The sequence below is a fragment of the Collinsella sp. AM40-7AC genome, from assembly GCF_003468125.1.
Classification (GTDB): Bacteria; Actinomycetota; Coriobacteriia; order Coriobacteriales; family Coriobacteriaceae; genus Collinsella; species Collinsella aerofaciens_O.
This window is the reverse complement of sequence record NZ_QSGK01000006.1, coordinates 17,991-36,879: the sequence shown is the minus strand read 5'-3', so window position 1 is coordinate 36,879 and position 18,889 is coordinate 17,991. Positions and strand designations below refer to the sequence as shown.

The window sequence follows — 18,889 nt, the reverse complement described above, 5'->3', positions numbered from 1 at the left end:
AAGCTCTGAGACCGCCAAACAGTCCCTATTTCACCGCAACTTATGATGGGGAATTTTGGACGCTGGGTATAATCGTCGTATTGCATTGAAATGTGGCGAAAGGAGTGGCAATGTCTCGGTATTGCGCCTCGTGCGGCAAGCTTCTTGCAGATGATGCCAAGTTCTGCACCTCGTGCGGTGCACCCGTTGAGCAAACAACCGCGAGCGATAGCCAGCCCGCTTTTGAGCAGACCGGCTCCCTCGATACGCCGCAAGCCAAGGTGGACGACCCCCTCGCCTATCGCCCCGACCCCGCCGCAAGCCCCGCGGCCGTCGAGACCACGCAGCGCATACCCGTCGCGAGCGGCTCGCCCCAACAGCAGCCGGCTCCCGCATACGCGCCCGCTTCGCCACAGACCCCCGCTCCCAAAAAGAGCGGCACCGGGCCGCTTATCGCCGTTATCGTTGTGCTGGTGGCGATCATCATCGCCCTGGTCGTTTTCTTTGTGATCAAGCCTTTCGACAACGCCGCCACGCAGACGACTGCCGAGGTAGCTAAGCTGCACCATGACGTCGACGACGATGACCTAAAGCCTCTCGGCGATCCCAACAGCCTGTACGACGATGATGACGATGACGACGAGGATGGCGGCGAAGCAACGCTCTCCGAGCAGAACCTCTACCGCCGACTGAGCGAATACTACGACCTGCTCGAAGACCTCGACAACTACGTCCGTGGCTGCGCGCAGAACTTCAACGGCAGCTATTTGGAAGAGGATCGAACCACCCGTCAAAATCTCGCCGACGTCGCCGAGCGCACGGAGGACACCATCGAGCAGTATTACGACATCGTCGAGGACCTGGACGTCCCGACGAGCTCTAAGAACTACAGCTCCTGGAAAGACATCGTTGCCCTGTATGACGACCTGGACCACCGCATCGACGCGATCTGCGATGCCTGGGAGATCAGCCTGAAATACGCCAAGCCCGCGGACCACAAGAATGAGATCGTGGCGCCGCTGTCACGCGACAACGTGGCGGGCACCAATGACAATAAGTACCGCCTAGACTTTGAGGAGCGCTATCCCGGCGCTAAGCCTGTCGAGGTGAACTAGTCGCATGCGACGTTCTTAAACGACTAGTCATTAAAGAACGTCCCCAATGACTACCTGAGGCGGCAGTTGGGGACGTTCCTAAACTGCCGGCAGAAAAGGACAGTCCTTGCCAACCCGGACGGCAAACCGGCCAATCGGCAAGGGCTGTCCCCGATCGCTAGTCGTTTAAGAACATCCACGACGACCGGGTGGCAAGGAGTCTCCCCAAGCACCGGCTGGAAAGGAACGTCCCCAGGTGACGGGTCGTGGATAGGCGTGGATTTGGCGCTGATGCGGTCTCAGTCATAGAAAAATCCTCTCCGCCCACAGATAAGCAGACAGAGAGGATGGCACCCGCTGAAATGGATTCGAAATCGAGCGGACTGACCGCCTACTCTTGTTTGGTTCGTTCAATAACCTTTTTGAGAGCCTTTATCAACTTGCAAACGAGATAGATCACCGCAGCGACGATCCCGATCTCAACCAGAACTATTGCCAGGAGGGAAACCTCTCCGCCAATGTTGATCTTGCCCAACACGCCCATATTGAATCACGCTAGATATGTATGCAGCCGAGAGCCATTTATTTCAGCTCCAAGAGTATAAGTCGCAGACGCCATACCGCCTACTCCGGTAAAAAGAAAGCTCCACTTTGTTCGTTTGGAAGAAAAACTCTTACTGAAATTCGATAAGGCACCGCCAACGGAAGATGCTTTATGGCCCCACCACGATGTAATGTTGTAGTTCTTGATTGATATCCAGTACTCAGCATCGAGCACTCCAGTATAGAAATAAACCTTCCAATTCCCATCAGTAGCGTTGTAGTAGCCGTCCCAAATCGGGGCAACATCAGCTTGCTCTTTCTCTATCCCAAAAACACCTGTAGAGCCATCTGACAGCTCGATAGTACGTTCTTGTTTCGGCCCATCATTCAAATCGAAGCATGCGTCGGCGGGCGTCAAATACTCAGAAGCATTTGCGGAGGGCAATAAAATAAATCCGGTGGCGAAAAATAGGACAACCATTGCTAACAACAACTTGGGCATTTTTTTCATCATGTCCTCCTGTCACGTGTCATATGTAACGACAGCCGCGGCAATTTAATTATCGCCTGGTTCTGACAATTTATTTTCCGGCACAGCAACTAATCCGCAAAAGGCGCCATTTTGGCCGTTAGCGGTTTCTTTTTTATCAACAGACGACCAGGTTCCGACAACTATGTATCGGGGGCGCTCTTAAACGGCTGGTCGTTGGGCGCACTCTTTCGCCGCCCGGCAGAAAAGGAACGTCCCTAACTGCCGGTCAAAAAAACGAGCGAGGATCGCGGGGTCCTCGCTCGTTTTTTTGGGCAATGTTTCGACTGCGCCGTTACTTGTCGGCGGCTGCTTTCTTGGCAGTCGACTTCTTCGCGGTCGTCTTCTTGGCGGCAGTGGCTTTCTTAGCCGTCGTCTTCTTTGCCGTGCTCGCCTTGGTTGTGGTCTTGCGACCGCGGGCGGGCTTCTTCTCCTTGGTCGGGCAGTCCATGTTGACGCAGATACGCCACGGACCGCGCGCCGTGTTGACCACCACGATGGGGGCGCCGCACTCGGGGCAGGTCTCGCCCGTCGCCTCGAGCTTGCCGCGCGCCGGCAGCGGATAGCTCACGCCGCAGTCATCGTAGTTGGTGCAGCGGATAAAGCGCTTGCCGCTCTTCTCGCTCTTGTGCGCGATCAGGTCGCCGTGACGTCCGGCCTCGGCACACACCTTGCACTCGCCCACCTTAAGATCGGGCTCGTAGTTGGTGGGGCACGTGGGGTTCACGCAGATCTCGAAGGCCTTCTGGCGGAATGGCTGGCACTTGATGCGCGGCGCGCCGCACTCGGGGCACACGGCGGCCTCGCCCTCGAGCGGGCTCACCTTGACGCCACTCGGCACCGGATAGGTCACGTCGCAGTCGGGCCAACCCATGCAGCCGATAAAGCTGCCGCGGGTCTTGGCGCTCGTCTTCATAACCAGGTCCTTGCCGCACTTGGGGCAGGCGCCCACGCGCGCATCGGCCGTGACGGCGTCGCTGATGGCGTCGCCCAGCTCCTGCGTATGCTTGAGCAGCTCGTCGAGCACGCCGGCCAGCAGCGCACGCGAGTGCGTCACGACATGCTCTTCGGTGTCCTCGCCGCGCTCGACGCGAGTCATGTCGCCGTCGAGCTCGCTGGTCATATCGGGGCTCGTGATGCGCGGGGCAAACTGCGTCAGTGCATCGATGATGGCGATGCCCAGCTGGCTTGGCTCCACGGGATCGTTTTTGAGGTAGCGCACGGCGTACAGGCGCTCGATGATGCTCGCGCGCGTGGACTTGGTGCCCAGGCCGCGCTTTTCCATCTCCTGCACGAGCTTGCCCTGGCTGTAGCGCGCGGGCGGCTCGGTCTGCTTGGCCTCAAGCTTAATGTCGAACACGTCGACCATGTCGCCCTGCTCCAGCGGCGGCATCTGCTCGTCGCGCTTGAGTCCGTACGGATACGCCTCGCGGAAACCCGGGGTCACGAGCACATCGCCCGAAGCCACGAACGGCTCACCGTTCACGTCGAGCTCGAGCTTGGTGTTCTCGATGGTCGCGGGACCCATGAGTGTTGCTAGGAAGCGACGGGCGATGAGGTCGTAGAGCTTACGCTGGCCGCCGTCGAGCGTGGACGGATCGCCCTCGCCCGTGGGGTAGATAGGCGGGTGGTCGGTGGTCTCGACCTTGCCGCGTGTGGGCTTCATGGGACCGGCAAGCACCTTTTTGCACACGGGCGCCAGCGCCGGGTTGATCTTTGCCAGGTCGCTCACCACGGCGCCCAGATCGAGCGTCGCGGGGTACACGGTATTGTCGACACGCGGGTAGCTGATGAGACCGGCCATGTAGAGGGACTCGGCGATGCGCATCGTACGCGCAGGCGAGATGCCCTCGGCCGCGGCGGCAGCCTGCAGCGAGGTCGTCGCGAACGGCGTGGGCGGCTGTTGCTTACGCGAACGCTTGGTCACCGCGGCGACGGTTGCCGTCTTGGCGCCGTCGACGTGACCATACGCCGTCTCGGCAGCATCCTTGTCGGTAAAACGTGCCGTCTTGTGGGCAATCTTAAAGCGATCGTCCTCGGCAGCGCCCTGCGCGGCACCCATGCCGCGAATCTGCCAATAGTCCTCGGGCACAAACGCCATGCGCTCGCGCTCGCGCTCGACCACCAGGGCGAGCGTCGGCGTCTGCACGCGGCCGGCGGAACGCACGTTGCCAAAGCCGCCAAACTTGGCGAGCGTCAGGTAGCGCGTGAGCACCGCACCCCAAATGAGGTCGATGTGCTGGCGGCTCTCGCCAGCGTCGGCCAGATTCTGGTCGAGCGAGACAAGATTATCGAAGGCCTGCGTAATCTCGGCCTTGGTAAACGAAGAATACTGGGCGCGGGCGACCGGCAAGTCCGGCGCGACCTCGCGCACCTTGTTGAGAGCGTCCGAACCGATCAGCTCACCCTCGCGATCGAAGTCCGTGGCGATGATGACGCTGTCGGACTTTTTAGCGAGGTTCTTGAGCGAACGAATGAGTTCTTTCTCGGCCGGCAGCTTAATGACGGGCGCCCAGGTGAGATAGGGCAGGCTCTCGAGCTTCCAGCCCTTGATGGAGATACCGTCGGCAAGAAACGGCTTGCGCTTGGTGTCGTAGGGCGGACGAGCCAGGCCATCGGGCATGTCGGCCGGCAGCATTTCGCCGTCCTCCGTGACCGAATACCAGCCCAGCTTTTTATCGAACAGCACACTGTCGCAAAAATCGGGCGCCAGGATGTGACCGGCAAGGCCGATGGTCACGCACTCCTCGCCCTTCCACTCAAAACGGTAGATGGCAGTGTTGTACACCTTGTCCTTTTTGGGCTTGCCCGTGGACAGACGCTCGGCGATCTGACGCGCGGCGTCGTTTTTCTCGGCGATGATGAGCTTCAAAAGAGGCTCCTATCTCGTATCTCTGCGGCTACGCCCGCCCGTATGGCGGCCGACTTACGCCCTTGCTTGCTCAATCTGCCCGATGAGCCAATCGCACCAGGCATCCATGCCCTCGTCCTTGCGCGCGCTCACGGCAAACCGCGGCGCCTGCGGATTGAGGTCATCGAGTGTCTTAGTATACCTATCCATGTCAAAATCGAAAGCCGGAGCCACGTCGACCTTGTTGAGCAGCTGCGCGCCGGCGTGTTGGAAGATGCCCGGGTACTTGATGGGCTTGTCGTCGCCCTCGGGCACCGAGAGAATCATGATGGACAGGTTCTCGCCCAGGTCAAAGTCGACCGGGCAGACCAGGTTGCCCACGTTTTCGATAAAGATGACGTCGATGTTCTCCAGACCCACAGCCTGGTCGAAGGCGTCGACGGCCTCCATGATCATGTTGCCCTCGAGGTGGCACAGGCCGCCCGTGTTGATCTGGATGGCGGGCATGCCGGCTTCCTTCATGGTGATGGCATCGACATCCGAGGCGATATCGCCCTCGATGACGGCACAGCGCAGGCCGGCTTTGTCACGCAGGCGCTCGTTGGTGCCCAGAATCGTAGTGGTCTTGCCCGAGCCAGGGCTCGACAGCACATTGATCACGTAGGTGTTTGTCTCATTAAATCGCTGACGCAGCTGATCTGCCAGGCGCTCGTTGCGCGACAGAATCGGCGATGCAATATCAATCGTTTTCTCGGCCATACTTAGCGCTCCTTACTTTGGCCCCTTTATACCCCATCACCAGATGGCTAGCGGGCTAATCGTCGGGGGTTTCGATTTCGATACTTGCGATATCGAGCTCGCGGCCGTGCAGTAGGCGCACGTTGGCACCACCACACTGGGGACAGCGACAGTGGAAGCGATCGTGGTCGAAAACCTCGCCGCAGTCCAGACACTCGCTTTGTGGATGGACCTCCTCCACGGCAAGCTCGCAGCCGCGCGTGAGCGGGTCCTCATCGCGAAACGTCTCCCACGCAAAGTCGAGCGCCTCGCGCACAACTTCGGTCATATCCCCGATACGCAGCGTTACCAAAACGGCGCGCGAGGCCCCCGCCCCACGCGCCGCGCGAATCACTGTATCGAGTATGCCGTTGACAATGCCAACCTCGTGCATACCGATTTACTCCTCGTCGTCCTCGTCGTCCGAGAACAGGTCCAGACGGCTCACGAACAGGCCCTCCTTGCCCTCGCGCGCGGTAATGACCACGCGAGCGATGGCGAGCGAAATCTCGTAGAGCGAGAGCAGGGCGCCATACATGAGACCCAGCGTAACGGGCGAGCCGTCGGGCGTAATCACAGCCGAACCCACGAGCAGGCCTACGTACACGTAGCGCCAGGCGCTGCGGAAGGCCGCATAGGACACGATGTGGAAAACGGACAGGTAGAAGATGATGAGCGGCAGCTCAAACGCCACACCAAAGCCGATCATAAAGAGCAGCTCCATGTTGACGTAGTTCTCCAGATCGGGCAACGCCGTAGCGACAGCCGAGGTCTCGCCGATGAGCCACTCAAAGCCCGCCGGGATGATGATGAAGTAGCAGAAGATGGCACCCAGGAAGAACAGCACCGTCGAGGCGAGCACCGTGGGCACAACCCACTTGCGCTCGTTGGGGCGCAGTGCCGGCAGGAAAAATGCCAGAATCTGCCAGATGATCATGGGCGTGCACATGACCACGGCCATCTTGATGGCAAGCGAGAAGCGCAGGCCAAAGCCGCCGAGCGTGGTGGTGATGTAAAACTTACCGTCCGGCACAAAGGAGCGGATGGGGTCCTCAAGAATATCGAGCACCACGGGCGTGGCAAAGTACAGCACGATGGCGGCGGCAAACACCGAAACGACCACGATGGTCAGGCGGCGACGGAGCTCTCCCAGGTGATCGAAGAGCGGCATGCGCGCAGGTCCGATCGGCATTACTCATCGCCTCCCTTCGGGGCGTCGGCGGCAGCAGCCTCGGCATCGTCCTCGGCCTCGAGCTCGCAAGCGAGCTGGTCGACGACGGCCTTGCGCTTGCGGGGACGACGGGCGTAGAGGTCAGCCGTCGTGGGCTCTGCCGGCTCGGGCTCGGGCTCTGCAGCAGGCTCGGGCTCGACGGCAGCAGCAGGCTCTGTACCCTCGGCCTCATCAACAGCGCCTTCGCCCTCAGCAGCACCCTCGCTTGCGGCCTTCTCGGCAGCAAGACGGGCGCGACGCTCGGCAAAGGTCTCCTTCTTGGCGGGCGCTGCCGTCTCGGCGGCATCCTCGTCCGCATCGGAATCGTCGTCGGTCGCAGCAGTCTTCTTGGGCTTGACCGGGGCCGACGCGGCCTCGCTCACCGGATCGATAATCTCGGACTGAACAACGGCCGTCATCTTTTCCTGCGTCTCGCGGAACTGACGGATGGCACGGCCGATCGTGCGGCCCATCTGCGGGAGCTTATCCGGGCCAAACAGCAAAAAGCCGAAGACCACGATGATCGCGAGCTCACCCTCTCCAATACCAAACACACATACCTCCAAGGCTCGATGTGAGTCGAGCCCGCACCGCGCCATTCGGCCGGAACTCGTCTATTCATTCGGTCAAGTATAGCGCCCGGACGCCAAAACGTCCGAGCGCATCACAAACATATGCCAAACGGCACGCCCTTTTGGGGGCAAAGATTATGCAGCGGTGATCGAAATCTCCTGGTCGACGCCCAACAGCTGAACCACGCGCATCACCGGGGGCTGCACGTTGACGCAGCTAAAACGCTTACCATGATCAGCTGCGTGGTGTGCGGCGCCCACAAGCACGCCAATGCCCGTCGAATCGATGTAGCTCACCTGGGCAAAATCGAGCTCAACGGCCTCAGTGGGCTGCTCGAGCGCCAGGTCGATGGCATTGCGCAGGCTATCGGCGTTAGAGATATCGATCTCACCGGTCACCTTAATGGTGTAGAGCTCTGGCGTGGGGTTGGTGGAAATACCCAAATCCATGTATACGCTCCTTTACGTATCGAAAGTGCGGATAGTACTAGGCGCGGACTTGCGGGGCCCTACGCGTTAGGCGCGCTCGGCACGCGCAAGCTCGGCAGCGACGAGCTTGACAGCCAGCACCAGCACATCGAGCGCAGCCTCCAGGTCCTCGACCGTGGGATAGCTCGGCGCGATGCGGATGTTGGTGTCGCGCGGATCCTTGCCATAAGGCCAGGTGGCACCAGCCGGCGTGAGCTTGACGCCCAGGTCGGCACAAAGCGCGGCGACCTTCTGGGCCGAGCCCTCGGGGCCATCGAAACTCACAAAGTAGCCGCCATGGGGATGCGTCCAAGTGGCGCAACCCGTGTTACCCAAGCCCTCGGTGAGTTTACGCTCAACGGCCTCAAAGCGCGGGCACAGGAACTCGGCATGCTTTTTCATGTGCTCCTTGACCGCCTCGATGGTGGGAAGGAAGCGCACGTGACGCAGCTGGTTGAGCTTATCGGCGCTAATAAGACCGGCCTTCAGGCGCTTGGAGAACTCGGCGATGACCGCGGGGCTCGCACCGATAAAGCCGATGCCGGCGCCCGGGAAGGTGATCTTGGACGTCGAGGCAAAGGCCACCACGCGATCCTCGGTGCCCGCCGCGCGAGCGAGGTCAAAGATATTTGCGAGCTCGTCGGTCTCGTCGTACAGGTCGTGCACGCAGTAAGCGTTGTCCCAAAAGATGCGGAAATCGGGCGCGGCCGTGGGCATCTCGACCAGGCGGCGCACAGTGTCCTCGCTAAAGGTGATGCCCGTGGGGTTAGAATACTTGGGCACGCACCAGATGCCCTTGATGGAATCGTCGGCGGCAACCAGGCGCTCAACCTCGTCCATGTCGGGGCCATTGTCGGTCATCGCGACGGGGACGTTCTCGATGCCCAAGTCGGCGGTGATGCCAAAGTGGCGATCGTAGCCGGGAACGGGGCACAGGAACTTGACCTTCTTGCCGTCGTGCGCTGCCTCGTAAGCCTCCCAAGGGTCGCTGCCGCACGAGCCACAGCGCCAGAACATGCCGGCGATGTCGTGCTCAATCAGCAAACTCGACGAACCCAGCACGAGCGTCTGCTCGGCAGGGCAACCCAGGAACTCCCCCGCCAGCTTGCGTGCCGAGGGAATGCCCTCAAAGCAGCCGTAGTTGGAGCAGTCGACGTTGCCGTCGTGCAGATCGGCATCGGCATTGAGGATATCGAGCATGGGTCGAGAGATGTCCACCTGGGAGGTCGACGGCTTGCCGCGGGCCATATCGAGCGCCAGGCCCTTGGCCTTGACCTCGGCGACCTCGGCTTTGAGCGCCTCGATGGCGGCATCGAGTTCGGTGGTTTCCATCTTCTGGTAGATCGTCTGCATGGGGTGCGACCTTTCGCGAAGCGGTACGTTGCAGTTCGTCTAAGTATAGACCGCCATCGTCGCAACGTTATGAAGCCGTGATAGATTAAGTTCATCGCAATCAATTACGAATCGCCGCGCATGCCGGCGTGGGGCGCCCAAGGAGGCACTATGGAGTACGGATCGTTTCAGGCCGAGGAATTCGGCGACTTGCAGCGCCTGGTCGACGGACTGTTTTACGACCGCCACGCCATCGACCGCCTGGATCTGATCGTACAGGCCGAAATCTTGGACCTGGCGCCCGACCTCATGGAGATCGTGAATCTTTTGCCGCCCGGCTACTACGACCGCCAGTCACTTTGCGACCAGCTCAACTCCGCCTTGGCTGCCCACGGCTGGGGCGCCGTCTACGGCACCGTGGAATAGCCCTAGTCGTTTAAGAACGTCCCCAATGATTAAAACGCCGCCTGTGATGGTGTTCACAGGCGGCGTTTTTAAACTTGTATGTGCTTTTACTCGTCCTTGGGCGCGGGGTGCTTGCAGATCACACTCATGTAGATCATGCCCAGCACGGCCGCGGTGACAGAGCCGGCAAGAATGGCGGCCTTTGCGGCCAAGACCTCAAACTGGGCCGTCGGGAAGGCGAGGCCGCTGATGAGGATCGACATGGTAAAGCCGATACCGCCCAGAATGCCCACACCGGCGATCATGTGCCAGTTGACATTGTGCGGCAGCTCGCAGGCCTTAAGCTTAACCAGGGCAAACGTCATACCAAAGATGCCGATCGGCTTGCCCAGCAGCATGCCAAAGTACACGCCGAGCGTCACCGGGTCGGTGAGCAGTGTGCTCATGTCCACGCCCACTAAGCGAACCTGAGCGTTTACGAACGCAAAGATCGGCAGGATCACAAAGTTGACCGGCGTGGAGATCAGACGCTCCATGCGGATGAGCGGCGGGGTCACGCGGTGCATGACGCGCTCGACCTTGGTAGTCGAGACGGTAAAGTCATGCTGGCCCAGGATGTGTGCCTCGTCGTCGTAGCGGTCATCGAGCAGCGGCAGGCACTCGCCCAGCCAATCGGTGAGACTATCGAGCTTGACGCCGCACTTGGCCGGAATGGTGAAGGCCAGGATGACGCCAGCAAGCGTGGCATGTACGCCGCTCTTGAACATGCAGAACCACAACAGCAGACCCAGTACCGAATACGGGGCAAGGCGGTAATGCTGCGTCTTGTTGAGCCACACGAGCGCGCAGGTCACAAGTGCGGCGGCGCCCAACCAAAACGGATTGGGGCTCTGACCGTAGAAAATGGCGATGGCGGCGATGGAAATCAGATCGTCGGCGATGGCGAGCGTCGAGAAGAACACGCGCACGCCGTTGGGCACGCGATTGCCCAAAAGCGACAGCACGCCCAGCGCAAAGGCAATATCGGTTGCCATGGGGATGGCCCAACCGTTGCGGGCGCCGGCATGGTTAAAGATCAGGTAGATGCAGGCGGGAACGACGACGCCGCCCACGGCCGCCAACATGGGAAGCATGGCCTGACGCGGATTCTTGAGCTCGCCGACCGTCATCTCGTACTTAAGCTCAATGCCCACCAACAAAAAGAAAATCGCCATGAGGAAGTCGTTGACGAAAAGCTCAACGGTGAGACCAGCCGTAAGGTTACCCAGACCCACATACAGCGGGGTCTCCAAAAAGTGATGGATGGCCTCGTAGGCATCGGTATTGGCGCAGATGACGGCGGCGATGGCGGCGATCACCATGACGGCGGCAGAAATGGTGCCGTTCTCGGCAATGCGCTCCCAGATGTCGTGACGTTCAAAGCGCTTGCGCTCACGAACATTGAACAGCTGCTCAGTTGCTGCCATGGGCGGCTCCTTTCACGGGAAAGCTCCCGTCTTAAAAAAGCACGGCCCGCCCAGATGGCGGCGCCGCGCTCTAACGTATTACGCTTGCATCTAGCCTACCCTGCACGACAAGCACGCAGGCATGGCCGAAAAGCGGAACCACAGGTTGAACATTATTTGCTCAACGGGACGGGCACGCCTGTCCAAGAGACGACGCGGCACCGCGCACAAAAAACGACCGGAGCGCGGGGCGTCCGCGATCCGGTCGTAGCGTTTGGTCAACTAAACCTAGCAGGCGGCCATGATGGGGGCAGCGACCTGCTTCTTACGGGAGAGGACACCCGGCATCCAGACGCCGTCGTGCTCGTCGGCAATGCCCAGGCCCTTCTGAGCGGCCTCAGTCTCGCCCTCGAGCAGGACCTGCGAGCCCTCCTCCATGATGTCGGTGATGCACAGGACGATGCCGTCGGCACCCTTCTCGGCGGCGTAGGCGCGCATGGCCTCGCGGATCTCGTCGATCATGCCGAGTGCGCGGGTCTTGTCGACAGTCTCGTACTGGCCGATGAGCAGCTTCTTGCCAGCAGGCTCGAACATCTTGATGTCGTTGCCGACCATCTCGGCTGCGGTGAAGGAGCCGGACGGACGGGTGAGGAAGACCTCCATGCCAAACTTGACCGGGTCGACGCCCACCTGCTCGCCGAGCTTGGCGGCGACGGCGCGGTCGACATCGGTGGTGGTGGGGCTCTTGAGCATGAGCGTGTCGGTCATCATGGCCGAGAGCAGCAGCTTGGCCTGGATGTCGGAAAGCTCAACGCCGAGCACGCCGGCGAGCTTGGTGACGATGGTGCAGCTGGAGCCCCAGGGCAGGCAGATGTAGTGCAGCGGGCCGGCAGTCTCAAAGTCGCCGATGCGGTGATGGTCGACGACGCCAAAGACCGTGGCGTCCTTAAGGCCGGCGACGGACTGCGCGGACTCGTTGTGGTCGGTGAGGACGACGAGCTGGCCGGCCTCGACGGACTCGATCACGCGGGGCTCGGCGATGCCGGCGTCGGCGAGCAGCTTGGCGGACTCGGCCGGAAGCTGACCAAGGGCGCAGGCCTCGTAGGTGTTGCCGGCATACTCAACCTGGTTGAGCAGCTGGGACAGGACGACGGCGCTCATGATGGCGTCGTTATCGGGGTTCTGGTGACCAAAGACAAGAACGTTTGCCATGGATATCCTCCACTTGATATGTGTACTTGGACGTAGCTATGGTAGCACGCTGACGCCGAACCCTATGAGATGGAAGGGCCGCGGCACAAATTGGGGCAGGCACGGGGGCCAAGGCTGTCCCTTTTGCACCATGTTGGTGCAAAGTAACCTGTCCCCCTTGCACCAGCTATTTACCGGCGGCGCGCAGGGCTACGTAGGCGGCACCGATGATGCCGGCGTCGTTTCCGAGCGAAGCGACCTTAATGGGCGTCTCGCGCGAGGCGGAAAGCGCGTACTGCTTAAAGTGCTCGCGAACCTTGTCGAGGTAGACATCGGCCGAGGCGGAGGCGCCGCCGCCGATGAGGAACATCTCGGGATCAACCACGTTGGCAATAAGCGCCAGTGCGCGGCCGAGATAGTCGGCCATGGTATCGGCCGCGGCCAGCGCGAGCTTGTCACCCTCGCGGCAGGCCTGGAACACGTCCTTGGAATCGGAGGGGCCGGTGAGCTCGATGGGCTCGACGCCCGCCTTCTTGCACTCGGCAAGGTAGTTGCTCACCACGCCGGTGGCGCTGGAATACTGCTCCAGGTGGCCATGGCCGCCACAGCCACAGGTGCGCTCCTCGGCCGGGTTCAGGCACATGTGGCCAATCTCGCCGCCGGCGCCCACAACGCCCGACACCACGTCGCCGTTAACGATAACGCCGCCGCCCACGCCGGTACCGATGGTGACCATCACCACGTTCTGCACGCCCTTGGCAGAGCCGAGCCAGGCCTCGCCCATGGCAGCGGCGTTGGCATCGTTCTCGTACTTAACGACCGCGTCGGGGCAGTGCTCCTGAATGGCGACTCTCAGCTCGGGCAGGTTAATGGCAATGTTGGCCTTGACCTTGGCATCGCCCGATGCCGGGATGGGGCACGGAACGGCCAGACCAATGCCCGCCACAAAGGCACGCGGAATCTGAGCCTTGGCAACCACCTGGTCAATAGCCTCGGTCACCGCGGCAAAGCCCGCAGCATCAACGATGGGAGGCGTGGGCACACTGGCCTTGGCAAGCAGGTTGCCGTCCTCATCGAACAGGCCCTCCTTAACCGAAGTGCCGCCGACGTCAATGCCGATGTAGTACTGCTTAGGTTCCATGGGAGCCCACCTTTCTCGTTTAAACATTGCCTGTATGGTACCGCTCCCAAGGCAAAAACCTGCCAAAAAGGGACAGGTTTGTTTTGGCGGGTTTTATCTGGGGAAACTCAAAGCATGAGATTCGGTTCGCTGGGCGGCAAAACAGCCCAGCCCCGTCCTCGAGCCAATCAATTTGCTCAATACCACATTATTCGAGTGCATATTCATTTAGAGCGCTCTAGTTTTTAAAGAGAAGCGTTTTTTAATTAAACCTTTCTCGAACTTTTCAAAAACGCAATAGGGATGCTTAGGTGTTGACTATACTTTCTTCTGTACTCAATCAAGCCGGAAAGGAGGTTCCATGATTCCCAAATACGAGGCGATAGCTGCAGATATCCGTCGAAGCATCGAGGACGGCGCTCTTAAACCGGGCGACAAGCTACCCACCGTCGTTGAGTTCTGCGAGCTCTATAGCGTTTCCAAGATCACCGTCAAGCGCGCGATCGAGCAGATCACCGAGGAGGGTCTTGTTACCAGCCGTCGCGGGTCGGGCACCTACGTTAAGGACACGGCGGGTCTTCCCGACCAGGCGTTTTTCCAGGGCAAAAACGACCGCGCCCAGGGCTTTTCGTATGAGCACCGCGGGGAGAAGGTGACCTCGGTGGTCTACGATTTCTCGATTGTCAATCCACCAGCGGACGTCGCAACTCAGCTGGGAATTGCCGAGGACGACTTTGCCTATCACATCGTGCGCGTGCGCCAGGTCGACGAGAAGCCCATCGTCATCGAGTACACCTACATGCCTCTCGAGCTGATACCGGGCCTTAAAAAGAAGGACCTATACGGATCGGTCTATAGCTTTATCCGCGAGCAATGCGGGCTGAAGATTTCGAGCTTCCACCGCACCATCCGCGCCGTGGCGGCAACCGAGGAAGAGGCCGAGCGTCTGGGCACCAAACCCGGCGCTCCCCTGCTCGAACTCAACCAGATTGGCTTTTTGGATAGCGGCAACGCCTTTGAGTACTCGATTTCGCGCAACGTCGGCGACCGCTTTGAGCTGCACAACGTAACGTTGGCATAGGTTTTTGTAGTCATGCGGGCGCTCGTTATGACTCGATTAGAGCGGGCGGCCGCGCAACACCATGGGAGTATGAACATGTCCGATTTGATTAAACTGACGCCGATTTTCCACGAGAAGATCTGGGGCGGCCGCCAGCTCGAAACCGTATTTGGTTACGACATTCCCGAGGGTCCCATCGGTGAGTGTTGGGCTATCTCGGCCCACCCCAACGGCGACTGCCAGATCGCGGAGGGCCCGTATGCCGGCCACACACTGTCGTGGCTGTGGGCCGAGCACCGCGAGCTCTTTGGCAACTGCGAGGGCAAGGAGTTCCCGCTGCTCATCAAGATTCTGGACGCCAAGGACGACCTTTCGATCCAGATTCACCCCAACGACGAGTACGCCGCCGAGCACGAGAACGGAAGCCTGGGCAAGACCGAGTGCTGGTATGTGCTGGACTGCGAGCCCGGCGCCACGATCATCGTCGGGCAGCGCGCCAAGGATCGTGCCGAGGCCGCACAGATGATCGAGGAAGGCCGTTGGGACGACATGCTCAACGTGCTGCCGATTCACAAGGGCGACTTTTTCCAGATTGATTCCGGCACCGTGCACGCCATCAAGACCGGCACGCTCATTTTGGAGACGCAGCAGTCGAGCGACGTGACGTATCGCCTGTACGACTACGACCGTCCCGGCACCGACGGCAAACTGCGTCCCCTGCACATTGAGCAGAGCCTCGACTGCATCGACTTTGATGCTCAGGCTCCGACCGACGGCACCGTGACCGCGCCCGAAGTCGACGGCGTGACCGAGCTCGAGTCCAACTCCTGCTACACCGTCGATCGCGTGCGCGTCGACGGCAGCAAGACCCTCGAGCAGCGCTGGCCCTTCATGTGTCTGTCGGTCATCGACGGCGAAGGCACCGTCTGCGGCGACCCCGTCCACAAGGGAAGCCACCTGCTAGCTCCGAGCACCGTCAGCGACATTGACCTCGAAGGCAAGATGGAACTGATCGTCTCGCACCTGTAGATCGCACCAACAACCCAAACGCAACAAGGGGCTCTCCCGTCCATGTACGGGAGAGCCCCTAATCGTTTCTATATATCAGCCCACCCGGCTCTCCAGACCAAAAAGCGAACGAGCAAAGCGACGTTCGCAAGCAACGTTACCCAAGGCCCCGGACAGGCGCCATGGACAACGTCGATCGCGAGTTCCGCACGAGCCGGAGAGCACTTAATGTGCTCTCCGTGCGAGCAGGACTGTCCGAGCAGGCGACGTTGTCCATGGCGCCTGTCCGGGGCCGCCGAGATTACGACAGCTTGACGATCGGCGCAAAGCCCTTCATCAGCTTTTTGGTCTGGCCGGTTTTTTCGAACTGGACCTCGATCATGTCTCCGGCGACCGAGATCACGGTACCGGTGCCAAAGGTCTTGTGGCTCACGGTATCGCCCGCGGCAAAGTCCTGCGACGCGCTGGCGCGATCGACCTTGCGCTCCACCGTCGGCGACACCTTGGACGACGGCTTTTTAGCTCGCGACGCGCCCGAACCAAAGGTCGAGGCAACACGGCCGGCGTCGGGCGAAACCCCGCGATGGCGCTCGGTGCCATAGGTGCTGCCACCAAAGAAATCGTCGAAGCTCGATCCGCCGCGCGAACCGGAACCGCCGGTCGAGCGCGTATGCGAACCGAACACCTTGCCGCCATACATATCCGAGCCCATGCCCGAGCCAAAGGTGCCGTGACGGTCGCCGCGCTTCTCCCAGCCCGTGCCCTCAAAACCGGCAGAACCGATACCGCTAAACTCGATATCCTCAAACGGAATCTCGTTGAGGAAACGAGAGCGCGGGTTGGCAGAGGTCGAGCCGTAGGTGCGACGCGTGGCCGCATAGGTCAGGAACAGGCGCTTACGGGCACGCGTGATGGCAACGTAGGCCAGGCGACGCTCCTCCTCGAGCTTGCCCGGGTCATCGCTGCCGCCAAAGTCGTGCACGTGCGGGAAGATACCCTCCTCCATGCCGGCCACGAACACCGCCGGGAACTCCAGGCCCTTGGCGGAGTGGATGGTCATCATGGTAATGGCATGCGTCTCGCCGGCCAGGGAATCCAAGTCGGAGCGCAGGGCCAGCCACTCCATGAGTGCCGGCAGTGCCTTACAGGTGAGCGGACCGTAGGTGCGCTCGATCTCGTCGGCATGCACGGCGCCCGCCGGTAGCTCTGTTGGCACGGCATACGCGTTGCCCGCGATGGCGGCGGCCAAGGCATCCTGCGGCGAGAGCGCCGGGGCGGCTAGGCTATCGAGCGGATTGGAGCCCGCGGCGTCACGAGCGCCGACAAGTGCCTCAAACGAGGATGCCGGAGCGGACGGCCCCGGCTCGGGCGCGGGCGCACTCACCACGACGGGCTCGGGCTCGGCACTGACAGGCACATCGGCAACACCGGCTGCACGCAGCTCTTCCAAGCTCTCGAGCGTGCCCTCGATATCCTCGTGCGTCTCCTCAAATTCGGCAGCGACGCCCAGGAATTCCTGGATGTTCTCGGCGCGGCTCTCGGACTCCATGGTGCCCTCGGCGCGGAACGCCTGCAGCAGGCCCGTCTTGTCGACAATCATCTCGACGACATCCTTGAGCTCGCCGTCCATGCGACGGCCCTCGCGCACCAGCGCCACAAAACTCGACAGGCCGTTGCGCACCTTGGCACTAAACATGCCCGTCTCGGCTGTTGCGATCTCGCAGGCCTGGAAGAACGAGCAACGGTTGTCGCGCGCCAGCTGCTCAATCTTTTGGATCGAAGTGGAGCCGATGCCGCGGCGCGGCGTGTTGATGACGCGTTTGACGCTCATCTCGTCGGCCGGGTTCACGATCATCTTGAGATAGGCCATGACATCGCGGATCTCGGCGCGGTCGAAGAATCGCGTGCCGCCGACGATCTTGTAGGGCACGCCCGCGCGCAGGAACATATCTTCGAGGATACGCGACTGGGCGTTGGTGCGGTAGAACACGGCGATATCGTCGTAGCTCGTACCCTTGGCATGCAGCTTCTCGATCTCGCCGGCAATCCAGCGGCCCTCGTCGCGCTCGTCGCTCGCCTGGAAGGCCTGGATCTTCTCGCCGTCGCCCTCGGCCGTAAACAGGCGCTTGTCCTTGCGCTGCGAGTTGTGGCGCACCACGGCGTTGGCGGCGCTCAGGATATGACCCGTAGAGCGATAGTTCTGCTCCAGCTTGACGGTCTTGCAGTTTTTAAAGTCCTGCTCAAAGTCCAGGATGTTGGTGATGTCGGCGCCACGCCAGCTATAAATGGACTGGTCGTCGTCGCCCACGACCATAAGGTTTTGGTACTTGGCGGCCAGCAGGTTGGCGATCTCGTACTGGACGTGGTTGGTGTCCTGATACTCGTCGACGCTAATGTAGCGGAAGCGCTCTTGATACTTGTCGAGCACCTCGGGGCGGGTGCGCAGCAGCTCGAGCGTGCGCACGAGCAGGTCGTCGAAGTCCATCGCGTTGGCGGCGCGCAGGCGGCGCTCCAGCTCCAGGTAGACCTGCGCGGCCTTTTTGTCATTGGGGCTATCGGCGCTCTTGAGCATGTCCTCGGGGCCGATCATGGCGTTTTTGGCCGAGCTGATCTTGCTGCGGATCATGTTGATGGGGAACTGCTTTTGCTCGATGCCGAGCGCCTGCATAATGTCACGCACCATGCGCTTTGAGTCATCGTCATCGTAGATGGTGAACTGGCCGGTGTAGCCCAGCAGATCGGCGTCCTCGCGCAGCATGCGCACGCACATGGCATGGAAGGTGCACACCCACATGCCACGGGTGCCGCTGGGGATGAGTGCCGTCAGACGCTCGCGCATCTCTGCCGCAGCCTTGTTGGTAAACGTAATGGCAAGAACCTGCCAAGGCTTAACACCCAAGTCGCCGAGCATATGTGCGATGCGGAAGGTCAAGACGCGGGTCTTGCCCGAGCCGGCGCCGGCGAGCACCAGCAACGGGCCCTCGGTGGTCAGGACCGCCTCGCGCTGGGCGGGATTAAGGCTGTCGATGTCGACGAGCGGCTTGGCGGGTTTGGGTGCCGGCGCAGGAGCGTCGTAGATGTCGAGCGGAACGAGCTCGGGCTCCGGCGCAGCGGGGGCGGTGTATGCATCGAGTGGCACGGGTTCCGGCGCGGGCGGCACGGGTACCGCAGCATTCTTTTCCCAGGGCAGGGGCTGGGTCATGGGCGACTCCTCATCTGACGGACGGCGCGCCTGCGGGCAGCGCCATAGTTTGAGCCGTACCAGTATACCGAGCCGCGCGGACACCGACGCAAATCACACCACG

Annotated in this window: 16 protein-coding genes; 4 read left to right on the top strand and 12 right to left on the bottom strand. The window is 61.0% G+C overall.

The annotated features are described in order from the left end of the window. Positions 1 to 110 precede the first annotated feature (110 nt). Positions 111 to 1,094, top strand: a complete 984-nt coding sequence (locus DW892_RS06295) for a zinc-ribbon domain-containing protein (protein ID WP_117766439.1) — start codon at positions 111 to 113, stop codon at positions 1,092 to 1,094. A gap of 529 nt (positions 1,095 to 1,623) precedes the next feature. Here the strand turns inward: DW892_RS06295 and DW892_RS06290 are convergent. From DW892_RS06290 to DW892_RS06255, 8 genes are all read right to left on the bottom strand, one after another. Then, positions 1,624 to 2,130 carry a DUF5626 family protein gene (locus DW892_RS06290; protein WP_147349855.1) on the bottom strand — a complete coding sequence of 169 codons (507 nt, stop codon included), beginning with the start codon at positions 2,128 to 2,130 and terminating at the stop codon, positions 1,624 to 1,626. 310 nt (positions 2,131 to 2,440) lie between these two features. Next, the gene (locus DW892_RS06285) at positions 2,441 to 5,017 is read right to left on the bottom strand and encodes a DNA topoisomerase I (protein WP_117766437.1); all 2,577 of its coding nucleotides are present in this window, start codon (positions 5,015 to 5,017) and stop codon (positions 2,441 to 2,443) included. Between the two features lie 54 nt (positions 5,018 to 5,071). Next, the gene (hypB, locus tag DW892_RS06280; protein WP_117766435.1) at positions 5,072 to 5,755 is read right to left on the bottom strand and encodes a hydrogenase nickel incorporation protein HypB; all 684 of its coding nucleotides are present in this window, start codon (positions 5,753 to 5,755) and stop codon (positions 5,072 to 5,074) included. Between the two features lie 55 nt (positions 5,756 to 5,810). After that, complete coding sequence (gene hypA, locus DW892_RS06275) at positions 5,811 to 6,167, bottom strand: hydrogenase maturation nickel metallochaperone HypA (protein ID WP_022093859.1); 357 nt, start codon at positions 6,165 to 6,167, stop codon at positions 5,811 to 5,813. A gap of 6 nt (positions 6,168 to 6,173) precedes the next feature. Continuing rightward, a complete protein-coding gene (tatC, locus tag DW892_RS06270; RefSeq protein ID WP_055285525.1) occupies positions 6,174 to 6,965 on the bottom strand; it encodes a twin-arginine translocase subunit TatC in 792 nt (263 codons plus the stop codon). After that, positions 6,965 to 7,537, bottom strand: coding sequence for a twin-arginine translocase TatA/TatE family subunit (locus DW892_RS06265; RefSeq protein WP_158567036.1), 573 nt, complete (start codon positions 7,535 to 7,537; stop codon positions 6,965 to 6,967). The genes tatC and DW892_RS06265 overlap by 1 nt, the downstream gene beginning before the upstream one ends. Positions 7,538 to 7,690: 153 nt before the next feature. Then, positions 7,691 to 8,005, bottom strand: a complete 315-nt coding sequence (locus DW892_RS06260; protein ID WP_089572422.1) for an STAS domain-containing protein — start codon at positions 8,003 to 8,005, stop codon at positions 7,691 to 7,693. A 66-nt stretch (positions 8,006 to 8,071) separates the two neighbouring features. Next, on the bottom strand, positions 8,072 to 9,376 hold the full coding sequence (locus DW892_RS06255) for an aminotransferase class I/II-fold pyridoxal phosphate-dependent enzyme (protein ID WP_117766431.1): 1,305 nt from the start codon (positions 9,374 to 9,376) through the stop codon (positions 8,072 to 8,074). Between the two features lie 150 nt (positions 9,377 to 9,526). Here DW892_RS06255 and DW892_RS06250 point away from each other — a divergent pair, with 150 nt between their 5' ends. Further along, positions 9,527 to 9,781 (top strand): hypothetical protein, encoded by a 255-nt coding sequence (locus DW892_RS06250; protein WP_022093864.1) that lies wholly within the window; start codon positions 9,527 to 9,529, stop codon positions 9,779 to 9,781. 86 nt (positions 9,782 to 9,867) lie between these two features. On the opposite strand, the gene nhaA is transcribed toward DW892_RS06250, so the two are convergent. The 3 genes from nhaA to DW892_RS06235 all read right to left on the bottom strand — a co-directional run bounded on the left by nhaA (position 9,868) and on the right by DW892_RS06235 (position 13,537). Further along, positions 9,868 to 11,226, bottom strand: a complete 1,359-nt coding sequence (nhaA, locus tag DW892_RS06245) for a Na+/H+ antiporter NhaA (protein ID WP_117766429.1) — start codon at positions 11,224 to 11,226, stop codon at positions 9,868 to 9,870. A 267-nt stretch (positions 11,227 to 11,493) separates the two neighbouring features. Further along, a complete protein-coding gene (locus tag DW892_RS06240) occupies positions 11,494 to 12,417 on the bottom strand; it encodes a manganese-dependent inorganic pyrophosphatase (protein WP_117766427.1) in 924 nt (307 codons plus the stop codon). A gap of 166 nt (positions 12,418 to 12,583) precedes the next feature. Next, entirely contained in the window at positions 12,584 to 13,537 is a 954-nt protein-coding gene (locus DW892_RS06235; RefSeq protein ID WP_117820909.1) for an ROK family protein, read from the bottom strand. A gap of 340 nt (positions 13,538 to 13,877) precedes the next feature. Here DW892_RS06235 and DW892_RS06230 point away from each other — a divergent pair, with 340 nt between their 5' ends. Both DW892_RS06230 and DW892_RS06225 read left to right on the top strand, forming a co-directional pair. Beyond that, on the top strand, positions 13,878 to 14,597 hold the full coding sequence (locus DW892_RS06230; protein WP_117648347.1) for a GntR family transcriptional regulator: 720 nt from the start codon (positions 13,878 to 13,880) through the stop codon (positions 14,595 to 14,597). 75 nt (positions 14,598 to 14,672) lie between these two features. Beyond that, entirely contained in the window at positions 14,673 to 15,605 is a 933-nt protein-coding gene (locus DW892_RS06225) for a type I phosphomannose isomerase catalytic subunit (protein ID WP_369831989.1), read from the top strand. 280 nt (positions 15,606 to 15,885) lie between these two features. On the opposite strand, the gene DW892_RS06220 is transcribed toward DW892_RS06225, so the two are convergent. Then, complete coding sequence (locus DW892_RS06220; protein ID WP_117766423.1) at positions 15,886 to 18,786, bottom strand: ATP-dependent helicase; 2,901 nt, start codon at positions 18,784 to 18,786, stop codon at positions 15,886 to 15,888. Positions 18,787 to 18,889: the final 103 nt, after the last annotated feature.